At 63.3% G+C, this 1,481-nt stretch carries 2 protein-coding genes; both read left to right on the forward strand.

Annotation, left to right across the window (positions count from 1 at the left end; all coding sequences use genetic code 11):
* A partial coding sequence (locus HDG32_RS35890) for a Mu transposase domain-containing protein (RefSeq protein ID WP_409340087.1) occupies positions 1-590 on the forward strand: 590 nt, incomplete at its 5' end.
* Complete coding sequence (gene istB, locus HDG32_RS35895; protein ID WP_184074568.1) at positions 587-1,408, forward strand: IS21-like element helper ATPase IstB; 822 nt, start codon at positions 587-589, stop codon at positions 1,406-1,408. The genes HDG32_RS35890 and istB, both read left to right, overlap by 4 nt.
* Positions 1,409-1,481: the final 73 nt, after the last annotated feature.

Here is a 1,481-nt window from a genome sequence, read left to right on the forward strand (position 1 = left end):
ATCTGCCCGCGCATCGCACGACCGACTTCATCGAAGAGGAGGCACGCGTGACACGCTGCGGCACCTTCACCGTGCGCGGGATTCTCTACAGCGCGCCGTCGCGCCTGATCAGCCACCGCCTGAAGGTCCGTGTCTACCCCGATCACCTCGACTGCTATCTATCCGGCGCGCTCGTACATAGCACAGCGCGGGGCTCCCATGCCGCCAATAGCCGCCGTCGCAAGCTTGACTACCGTCACTTCATCGAGGCACTCAAGCGCAAGCCCCAGGCGTTCAAGGGGCTGGCGTTTCGCGACGACTTGTTCCCGCGCGAGGCGTACCGCCGGACATGGGAGCGACTCGAGGCTCAGCTCACGCAGCGCGAGGCTTGCAAGGCCATAGTCGGACTGCTTGAACTGGCTGCCAATCATGGCGTCGAGGCGGTTCTTGCTGAGCGGCTCGAGGCATTGCTCGCTGCCGGCGAACTGCCCGATCTCGAGCAACTGCAGAACGAATTCGCGCCGCGGCAGGCGCAGTGCCCGGACGTGGAGGTCGATATGCCGCCGGCGGCCCTCTACGACACGCTGATCGGCGAGGAGGTATCGGTATGAACGCGCCAGCAACCTACGATGCCGCCCGTATGGGGCTGATGCTCACCGAGCTGCGTTTGCCGACGATCGCGCGGCTATGGCCCGAGTTCACGCAGCGCTCAGACAAGGAAGGCTGGCAGGCCACGCGCCTGCTAGGCGCACTGCTTGAGCATGAACTGGCCGAGCGTGCGAAACGGCGCATTGAACGGCACCGCGTCGAATCGCATCTGGACCCGAGCAAGACGCTCGAGACATTCGACTTCGGCTTGGTGCCGATGGTGTCCAAGGCGCATGTGATGGCGCTCGCGAGCGGCGACTCGTGGCTCGAGAAAGGCGCCACGATCCTGCTGTTCGGGCCTCCGGGCGCCGGGAAGAGCCATTTAGGCTCCGGCATCGGCCATGCGTTGATCGACGCCGGATACCGGGTGCTGTTCACACGCACCGGCGAAATCGTGCAGAAGCTGCAGGCGGCTCGCCAGAGCCTGCAATTGCCATCGATGCTTGCCAAGCTCGATCACTTCGACTTGATCATCCTCGACGACCTGTCATACGTGCGCAAGGATCAAGCGGAAACGAGCGTGCTGTTCGAACTCATTGCCGAACGCTATGAGCGGCGCAGTCTGCTGATCACGGCCAATCAGCCGTTCTCCGGCTGGAGCGACGTGTTCCCCGATCCGTCGATGACGGTGGCCGCCATCGATCGCCTGGTCCATCACTCGACGATCTTCGAGCTGAACGTAGAAAGCTACCGGCGTCGCAGCGCCGACGACAACAAGCGCGCGCGGCGGCGTCAATTACCCCAACCCGAATCGGACGGAGCGACAACTATGACGAACTGAGCAGCGACAACTAACCCCGCCGACCGGCCAAGATAGTTGTCCCTCGGGCGGCCATCGTAATTGACAATCTACA

The sequence above is a fragment of the Paraburkholderia sp. CI2 genome (genome assembly GCF_014201055.1).
In the GTDB taxonomy this organism is placed as follows: Bacteria; Pseudomonadota; Gammaproteobacteria; order Burkholderiales; family Burkholderiaceae; genus Paraburkholderia; species Paraburkholderia tuberum.

Bases quoted from the DNA above. Each gene is read 5' to 3' on its own strand.
- istB (WP_184074568.1), top strand. From the start codon at position 587: ATGAACGCGCCAGCAACCTACGATGCCGCCCGTATGGGGCTGATGCTC.